Source organism: Stenotrophomonas sp. 22385 (genome assembly GCF_052045085.1).
GTDB lineage: Bacteria > Pseudomonadota > Gammaproteobacteria > Xanthomonadales > Xanthomonadaceae > Stenotrophomonas.
Genome location: NZ_JBQEOG010000006.1, coordinates 328,871 through 337,144 on the forward strand (window position 1 = coordinate 328,871; position 8,274 = coordinate 337,144).

The following is an 8,274-nucleotide window of genomic DNA, read 5'->3' on the forward strand; positions in this document are numbered from 1 at the left end:
GCCGATGACGCCGCCATGCCCACCTCATTGCCTCTGCGCCTGCTGCAACTGCTGATCGGCCTGTTCCTGTACGGCATGGGGGCGGCAGTGATGATCCGCGCCGCGATCGGCGTGGCGCCCTGGGACGTGCTGTCCCAGGGCATCGCGCTGCAGACCCCGCTCTCGTTCGGCGTGGCCACCAACGTGATCGGCGCGCTGGTACTGCTGTTGTGGTGGCCCATCCGTCAGAAGCCTGGACTTGGCACCGTCCTGAACGTGCTGTTGATCGGCCCCAGCGCGCAGTTCGGTCTGTGGCTGCTGCCGGAGGTGCACGGGCTGCTGTGGCAGGTGCCGATGTTCGCGTTGGGGCTGCTGCTGGTGGCGGTCGCCACCGGCTTGTACATCGGCGCCCGCTTCGGCCCTGGCCCGCGCGATGGCCTGATGACCGGTCTGCACGCCCGCACCGGTTGGCCGATCTGGATCGTGCGCAGCCTGATCGAAGGCACCGTGCTGGTGATCGGCTGGTATCTGGGCGGCGACGTCGGTCTGGGCACCCTCGCCTTCGCACTGCTGATCGGCCCCCTGTGCGGCTATACCCTTCCCCTGTTTGGTGCTGTCAAACGCCCCACAGCTGCAGCTGCACCGTAGCGCTCCGGAGCGCGAGGCCCCCGCATTGGCCTTGCGTGCAGGGGCAATCCGGGGCAACCTTCACCGCTTACCGTACGCAAGCGTATCTTCATGTCGCCAGCCGCCGAATCCCCTGCCTACCCCCATCTGTTCGCCCCGCTCGATCTGGGCTTCACCACCCTGCGCAACCGTATCCTGATGGGGTCGATGCATACCGGACTGGAGGACCGCGCCCGTGACTTCCCGCGACTGGCGGCCTATTTCGCCGAGCGCGCGGCAGGCGGGGTCGGGCTGATCGTCACCGGCGGCTATGCGCCCAACGTGGTGGGCTGGCTCAAGCCATTCGGCGGCAAGCTGTCCTGGCCGTGGGAAGTGGGTCCGCACCGCCAGCTCACTGCGGCGGTGCATGCGCATGAGGGCAGGATCTGCCTGCAGCTGCTGCACGCCGGGCGCTACGCCTACCACCCCCTGTCAGTAGCGCCGTCGAAGAAGAAGGCGCCAATCAACCCGTTCACCCCGCGGGCGCTGTCGGCACGCGGGGTGGAACGACATATCGCCGATTACGCGCGCAGCGCGCGGCTGGCCCGCGAAGCGGGCTACGACGGGGTGGAGGTGATGGGTTCGGAAGGCTACCTGATCAACGAATTCATCGCTCCGCGCACCAATCTGCGCAGCGATCGCTGGGGCGGCGACGCCGCCGGGCGCATGCAGTTCGCGGTGGAGATCGTGCGCCGCATCCGCGAAGCGTGCGGCCCGGATTTCATCATCATCTACCGGTTGTCACTGGTCGACCTGGTCGAGGACGGCAGCAACTGGGATGAAATCGTGCAGCAGGCCAAGGCGATTGAAGCGGCCGGCGCCACCCTGATCAACTCTGGCATCGGCTGGCATGAGGCGCGCGTGCCCACCATCGCTACCTCGGTGCCGCGCGCGGCCTTCGCCGGGGTCACCGCCAAGCTCAAACCGCACGTGCGCGTGCCGGTGATCGCCACCAACCGCATCAACATGCCCGACGTGGCCGAACACATCCTGGCCGGCGGCGGCGCGGACATGGTGTCGCTGGCGCGGCCGCTGCTGGCCGACCCGGAATGGGCCAACAAAGCACGCGCCGGCCGCGCGCACGCCATCAACACCTGTATCGCCTGCAACCAGGCCTGCCTGGACCACGTGTTCGAGAACAAGACCGCCAGTTGCCTGGTAAACCCGCGCGCGGTGCATGAAACCGAACTGGTCTACCGCCCCACCACCGCTCCGAAGAAGGTCGCGGTGGTCGGCGCTGGTCCCGCCGGGCTGGCGTGTGCCACGGTTGCGGCCGAACGCGGCCACGCCGTTACCCTGTTCGACGCAGGAAGCGAGATCGGCGGCCAGTTCAACGTGGCCAAGCGGATTCCCGGCAAGGAAGAATTCCATGAGACGCTTCGCTACTTCCGCCACAAGCTGGAGGAAACCGGGGTCCACGTGAAGCTCGACACGGTGGCCGACGTGGCCAGCCTGGGCGGCTTCGATACAGTGGTGGTCGCCACCGGCATCACCCCGCGCCAGGTCGATTTCCCCGGCGCCGACCACCCCAAGGTGGTCAGTTACCTGGACGTCCTGCTGGGCAGGGTGAAGGTCGGCGCAGAGGTGGCGATCATCGGCGCAGGTGGCATCGGCTTCGACGTGGGCGAGTTCCTGGTGCATGAGGGGCCGTCGCCTGCGCTGGATCCGGCACGCTGGATGGCCGAATGGGGCGTGGACCCGCACTTCGAGGCACGCGGTGCCCTCGCACGGCCGCAGCCCGAAGCGCCCGCGCGCAGGGTGTGGCTGCTGCAGCGCAGCCCGGGCAAGCCCGGCGCGCGGCTCGGCAAGACCACCGGCTGGATCCACCGCGCCACGCTCAAGGCCAAGGGCGTAAAGATGCTTGGCGGGGTGGAGTACCTGGGGGTGGACGACGATGGTCTGCGCATCCGCATTGATGGCCAGCAACAGACGCTACCGGTCAGCCACGTGGTGATCTGCGCCGGCCAGGAGCCGCGCCGCGACCTGCATGCCGCGCTGCTGGGCGCAGGCGTGGATGCGCGCCTGATCGGCGGCGCCGATGTAGCCGCGGAACTGGACGCAAAACGCGCGATCAACCAGGGCAGCCGCCTGGCGGCTGCGCTCTGAGTTGGCCGAGGGCACGACCAACGATATGCCCGCCACCGGCGGGCCCCTCCGGGCCGTCGACAAGCGACGTCAGGAATGGCGCCGCCATTCCCTGCGTGCCCTGCCCGCATTGGAAACCGGTTGGGCGATGCCCTTCTACGGTAGGTGACGACCGTTGGTCGTCACCTGAATGGGCGAAAACGCCCCCCGTCCGAACCTGAATGTCAAGCCTTTCGGTTCAGGATGCGTTGCGAAATGCCCCCCTATCGTGCGCCAACTTTCCCGCTCACCACCCAGTTCGAGTGAGCGCGCGGCCCCCACGTCTTCCGGGTGCCGCTTCCGGGCGGCCCCGATGGCCGCCTCCCCATGACGCCAAGTCGTACCTCGCGCCCCCGATCACGTTGATTGGACGGACAGCCAGGTGCGGCCCATACGGAGCAAGGAGATTTATGAAACTGGCCTGGATTCTCTGGCTGTCGCAATTGCTGCCCCAGCCGGCCGCCGATTCGTTGTGCCTGAGCACGACCGTCTACCTCGAAGCCCGTGACCAGACCCTGCGCGGCCAGCAGGCCGTTGCGGAGGTGGCGCTGCGCCGCCTGGACAGCGGCCTGTGGGGCGATTCGATGTGCAAGGTGGTCACCGCGCGCAAACAGTTCGCCCCCACCATCGTGGCGCCGGGCACCCAGCTGGGCAACGCCGATGCCTGGGAAGAAGCCATGACCGTGGCCTTCGATGCCGAGCGCAACTGGGCGCTGCCGGAAGGCGAGCGCAAGGAAATCGTGCCCGGCGCCAGCCACTTCGCCGCGCTGGCCATCGCCAGCCCCAGCTGGCGCAACGCCTACCAGGTGGCCACCATCGGCGACCACACGTTCTATCGCGTGCAGAAACTCAAGCCACGCGCGTCGTAACGATCTGTTACGGCCATACCGTTGAGGATGCGGGGCCGGCTCTGGAATAGTGGGCCGCTTACCTTTCCTGCATTCCCACGGAGTTCCCCATGAAGCTGTACAGCAAGCCCGGTGCCTGCTCCACCGCCGACCACATCGCCCTGCAATGGACCGGCCAGCCGTTCGAGGTGGAACTGCTCGACAAGGACACCCTGAAGGCCCCGGCCTATCTTGCGATCAATCCGGCCGGCTCGGTGCCGACCCTCGTCGACGGCAGCTTCGTGCTGACCCAGAACGCGGCCATCATGGGCTACATCGCCGACAGCTACCCGCAGGCCGGCCTGGGCGGCGATGGCAGCCCGCAGCAGCGCGCTGAAGCCAACCGCTGGCTGGCCTTCGTCAACTCGGACGTGCACCCGGCGTTCTCGCCGCTGTTCGCACCGGCCAAGTTCATCGCCGATGACGGCCAGTACGACGCGATCCGCGACGCGGCCCGCAAGCGCCTGCGCGGCCTGTTCGAGACCGCCAACCGCCAGCTGGCCGACAAGCCCTGGCTGGCCGGCTTCCGCAGCTACGCCGACGCCTACTTCTACATCACCCTGCGCTGGGCGGCCGGCGCCAAGGTCGACCTGACCGGCCTGGACAACCTGGCTGCGTTCAAGACCCGGATGGAAGCCGACACCGGCGTGCAGGCCGCGCTGAAGGCCGAAGGCCTGCACTGAGGGCTGTGGTGCGCGCGATCAGCCGATCTCGCGCACCACGTTGTCCTGCGCATCGCGCAGCGCGGTCGGCACCACGTCCACCACCAGCGCCGTGCCCGGTACCGGGTAGCGCCCGCGCTCTGCACGCACCCGCTGCTCCAGCGTGTCCAGTCCCTGCGCGCTCAGTGTGCAGCGCATGCCCTCCCCAACCTTGCTCACGACATCGCGGTCACCGGGCGCGAACTCCCATTCGCGCTCGCGGCTGACGATGGTCAGCGGGTGACCATGGCGCAGGCGCAGCGGCAGCAGTTCAAGCACATTGGGCACCTGCCCGGCACCCAGCACCAGCACGATCTGGTCGCCTTCTTCGCGCCACTCCAAGGTCTCCACGAACAGGACTGCGGTACTGGACCCTTCGCGTTCGCTGCCCGCCTGCAGCTGCCGCACCAGCGCCGGATCATCCAGCAGACTGGCACGGTGCAGGTCGGTGATCCACAGCGGCATGCGCGGCTCGAGCGCCTGCAGCACCCCATCGGTCGACCAGCGTTTGATTGCCGCCATCTCATCGTCGCTCAGACCGATCACCTGCAGGAACGCCAAGTGACCATTGGGCGTGGCCCGCGCCGGCAGTTGCGGATCAGGCATGAACGCCAGGTGGCGCAGGCAGGTATCGGTGTCCAATGCGATGGGACCGTTGGCATTCATGTGGTGCCCGGCCTCGAACACATTGCCGCTGCCGAACACATAGCGCGCCAGGTTCTGCAGCAGGTTCATCGGCCAGATCGGCGGATTCTCTTCGCCGATCCCGGCGGCGAGGCGGAAAGTCAGCTCGAACCCGAAGCCGCTGCTGTCGATGTCCTCGATCTGCTTGTCATACAGCTCGGAAAAGCCGTAGGTCACGTAGTGCCAATGCGGACGCGGTCGGTCGGCGCGGTACACACTGATGCCATCGAGCGGATCACGGCCGCCCAGCGTATACGGCAATGCCGTGCCGTAGTGGCGTGGCTCCTGCCCCGGATACAGCGCGGCCAGGGCCGCGTTGATCGCGTCCCAGCCCGGCGTACCGTTGTCCTGTTCGTCCACGCGCTGCTCCTGGGGTCCCGGAAGGACGCCAATGTACGCCAATCACACCCGCGCTGCGGCGCTGCCGTCAGGCCGGCTGCGTATCGCTGTGCAGCAGCGCGCGGGTTTCCTCCAGCCAGCGGGTGGCCAATGCAGGACTCTTCGCTTTGGATACGGCGGCGGCCATTTCCGGCCACAGCTTTTCCAGGCTGGCCGCATCGGTGCAGCGCTCGATCTTGAGCTGCATGAAGTAGCCCTTCAGGCCGAGATGCCTGCGGACCGATTCGCTCATCCAGTCGTACAACTGCCTGTACAGCACCGGGTCCTGTTCGCGACCGGCGGTCAGCGCCCGTGGCGCGGCCGGCGCCAGCGCGCCGCCCACCACCTCGATCAGGCCCATCTCCGCCAGCTGGGCCAGCGCGTCGTCCGGGGCGCGCAGCCCGGGCAACATCGCGGTCAATTCGTTGTCATCGCGCTGACCATCCACCATCAGCAGAATGGAGCGCAACCCCGGCACCAGCCGGCGCGCACGGTCTTCGATTTCCTGACGGCCAGCGGCCGTCTTGGCATGGATGTACGCCATGTGTTCCCCCTGTTACCTGGTCCCCCTGCACGCACGGCCCCGGCGATGACCGGAACCCGTACGCCCCCTTGCGTTCGTCCAGACACCGGCCCCGGCAGCGCACGCCATCCCCGGCGTGTCGCGCATCGGGCCCACAACGAACACCCCGGCAGCTTACCCGAGGTCCCGCGCGGCGGATAATGCACCGCAGCACGCCGCGGCGGGCTGCAAGCCGGCGCGCTGGGCGTTACCGCCCGAGCGCTCGGCGGATCTCATCCAGCGCGCCGGGGTCGTCCAGGGTGGACAGGTCGCCCGGGTCACGGTGTTCGGCCAGGGCCTGCAGTGAACGGCGCAGGAGCTTGCCCGAGCGGGTCTTGGGCAGGGCGTTGACCAGGTGGATATGCGCCGGGCGCGCGACCGCACCCAGGCTCTGGGTGACCCGTTGCATCATCTCGGCCACCACCGCGCTGCCGTCGCCCTCCACGGCCTGCTTGAGGGTGACGAACACCAGGGGCACCTGGCCCTTGAGTTCGTCCTTGACCCCGATCACCGCCGCTTCGGCTATCAGCGGGTGCCCGGAGATGCATTCCTCGATCTCGCGCGTGCCCAGCCGGTGGCCGGCCACGTTGATCACATCGTCGGTGCGGCCAAGGATGAAGGTGTAGCCATCCTCGTCGCGGATCGCCCAGTCCAGCGAGCTGTACAGCAGTTCCTTGAAGTGGCTGAAATAGCTCTGGATGAAGCGCTCGTCGTCGTTCCAGACGGTGCTCATGCAGCCCGGTGGCAGCGGCGGCACCATCACCAGCACGCCCTTCTGCCCGGCCTGCACTTCTGCGCCGGTGTTCTCGTCGATCACCTTCATGCGGTAACCGAGGTTGGGGAAGCCCGGCGAGCCGAACCGCACCGGCTTGAGGTCCACGCCCGGCAGCAGGGTCAGCGCCGGCCAGCCGGTTTCGGTCTGCCAGTAGTTGTCGATGATCGGCTTGCCCAGCGCATCGTTGATCCAGTGCGCGGTGGGTTCGTCCAGCGGTTCGCCGGCAAGGAACACGTACTTGAGTGCGTCGAGGTCATGGCGACGGATGAAGTCGGCATCGTGCTTCTTCAGCACGCGGATCGCGGTGGGTGAGGAGAACAGCGTGCGCACGCCGTACTGTTCGCACAGTGCCCACCAGATGCCCGGATCCGGGTGGGTCGGCAGGCCTTCGTACAGCAGCGAGGTACAGCCGCCGATCAGCGGGCCATACACGTTGTAGGAATGGCCCACGGCCCAGCCCACGTCCGAGGTGGAGAACATCACCTGGCCCGGCCTGCAGTCGAACACGGTTTCCATCGACTGCGCCATTGCCACCGCGTAACCGCCGACATCGCGCTGGACGCCCTTGGGCTTGCCGGTGGTGCCGGAGGTATACAGCAGGTAGCTGGGCTCGCTCGATTCCAGCCACACCACCGGTACGTCCTGGTCGCCGACTTCGTCGCGCAGGGTGGCGTAGTCGACGTCGCGGCCCGCCACCCTCGGTTCTGCCGGGTCCAGCCCCCGCGACACGATCAGCACGTGCGGCGGCGGCGACTGCGCCTCGGCGCAGGCGGCATCCACCATGGCCTTGTACGGAATCACCTTGCCGCCGCGCTTGCCGGCATCGGCGGCGATCAGCAGCTTGGGCGCGGCATCGTCGATGCGCAGCGCCAGGTTGTGCGCGGCAAACCCACCGAACACCACCGAATGGATCGCGCCGATACGCGCGCAGGCGAGCATGGCGAACACTGCTTCGGCCATGTTCGGCATGTAGATGACCACGCGGTCGCCACGCTGCACGTCCAGCCGCTGCAGCACGGCGGCGAACGCGTTCACTTCGCGGTACAGCTCGCGATAGGTGATCTCGCGGGTGACGTTGGTTTCGGTGGAAATGGCCACCAGCGCCAGCTGGTCGGGGCGTTCGGCCAGGTGCCGGTCCACGGCGTTGTAGCAGAGGTTGGTCTGGCCGCCCACGTACCAGCGTCGGAACGGCGGGTTGCTGTAATCGAGGATCTGCTGCGGCGGTACATGCCAATAGATCCGGTGCGCTTCCTCGGCCCAGAACGCTTCGGGTTCCTCCACCGATCGCCGGTAGACATCTTCGTAACGCATGACAGCCCTCCCAGACAAAGTCATGGGATCGAGCATAGTCCGATGGCGGCGGACGAACTGTCCTACCTTGGTCGTACGGTGCGCGCGCGTTCTGGATCAAACGCGGGTGCCGGTGAATCGAGCGCCGGGCCCCCATACCCTTTCCGGCGAATGTCCCCCGGCGTCGGCCAGAGGCCGACACCTCCTCCTTTACTTCGCCTCCAAGGG

7 protein-coding genes are annotated in these 8,274 nt (G+C 67.5%); 4 read left to right on the plus strand and 3 right to left on the minus strand.

What is annotated here, in order from left to right; translation table 11 throughout:
- Positions 1-15 precede the first annotated feature (15 nt).
- The 4 genes from yczE (at position 16) to ACTJI4_RS13150 (ending at position 4,339) form a co-directional block, all read left to right on the plus strand.
- The gene (yczE, locus tag ACTJI4_RS13135; RefSeq protein ID WP_392914890.1) at positions 16-627 is read left to right on the plus strand and encodes a membrane protein YczE; all 612 of its coding nucleotides are present in this window, start codon (positions 16-18) and stop codon (positions 625-627) included.
- A gap of 90 nt (positions 628-717) precedes the next feature.
- Positions 718-2,751, plus strand: coding sequence for an oxidoreductase (locus ACTJI4_RS13140; RefSeq protein WP_440869565.1), 2,034 nt, complete (start codon positions 718-720; stop codon positions 2,749-2,751).
- Positions 2,752-3,179: 428 nt separating this feature from the next.
- Complete coding sequence (locus ACTJI4_RS13145; protein WP_392914885.1) at positions 3,180-3,638, plus strand: cell wall hydrolase; 459 nt, start codon at positions 3,180-3,182, stop codon at positions 3,636-3,638.
- 89 nt (positions 3,639-3,727) lie between these two features.
- Positions 3,728-4,339 carry a glutathione S-transferase N-terminal domain-containing protein gene (locus tag ACTJI4_RS13150; protein WP_392914883.1) on the plus strand — a complete coding sequence of 204 codons (612 nt, stop codon included), beginning with the start codon at positions 3,728-3,730 and terminating at the stop codon, positions 4,337-4,339.
- An 18-nt stretch (positions 4,340-4,357) separates the two neighbouring features.
- On the opposite strand, the gene ACTJI4_RS13155 is transcribed toward ACTJI4_RS13150, so the two are convergent.
- The 3 genes from ACTJI4_RS13155 to prpE all read right to left on the minus strand — a co-directional run bounded on the left by ACTJI4_RS13155 (position 4,358) and on the right by prpE (position 8,067).
- Positions 4,358-5,401, minus strand: coding sequence for a suppressor of fused domain protein (locus ACTJI4_RS13155; RefSeq protein ID WP_440869566.1), 1,044 nt, complete (start codon positions 5,399-5,401; stop codon positions 4,358-4,360).
- Positions 5,402-5,468: 67 nt separating this feature from the next.
- Positions 5,469-5,963, minus strand: coding sequence for a hypothetical protein (locus tag ACTJI4_RS13160; RefSeq protein ID WP_392914878.1), 495 nt, complete (start codon positions 5,961-5,963; stop codon positions 5,469-5,471).
- 226 nt (positions 5,964-6,189) lie between these two features.
- Positions 6,190-8,067 carry a propionate--CoA ligase gene (prpE, locus tag ACTJI4_RS13165; protein WP_440869567.1) on the minus strand — a complete coding sequence of 626 codons (1,878 nt, stop codon included), beginning with the start codon at positions 8,065-8,067 and terminating at the stop codon, positions 6,190-6,192.
- Positions 8,068-8,274 lie beyond the last annotated feature (207 nt).

Excerpts from the sequence above, each read along its gene's own strand:
- yczE (WP_392914890.1), top strand. The coding sequence starts at position 16 with ATGCCCACCTCATTGCCTCTGCGCCTGCTGCAACTGCTGATCGGCCTG.
- ACTJI4_RS13140 (WP_440869565.1), top strand. The coding sequence starts at position 718 with ATGTCGCCAGCCGCCGAATCCCCTGCCTACCCCCATCTGTTCGCCCCG.
- ACTJI4_RS13145 (WP_392914885.1), top strand. The coding sequence starts at position 3,180 with ATGAAACTGGCCTGGATTCTCTGGCTGTCGCAATTGCTGCCCCAGCCG.
- ACTJI4_RS13150 (WP_392914883.1), top strand. The coding sequence starts at position 3,728 with ATGAAGCTGTACAGCAAGCCCGGTGCCTGCTCCACCGCCGACCACATC.
- ACTJI4_RS13160 (WP_392914878.1), bottom strand. The coding sequence starts at position 5,963 with ATGGCGTACATCCATGCCAAGACGGCCGCTGGCCGTCAGGAAATCGAA.
- prpE (WP_440869567.1), bottom strand. The coding sequence starts at position 8,067 with ATGCGTTACGAAGATGTCTACCGGCGATCGGTGGAGGAACCCGAAGCG.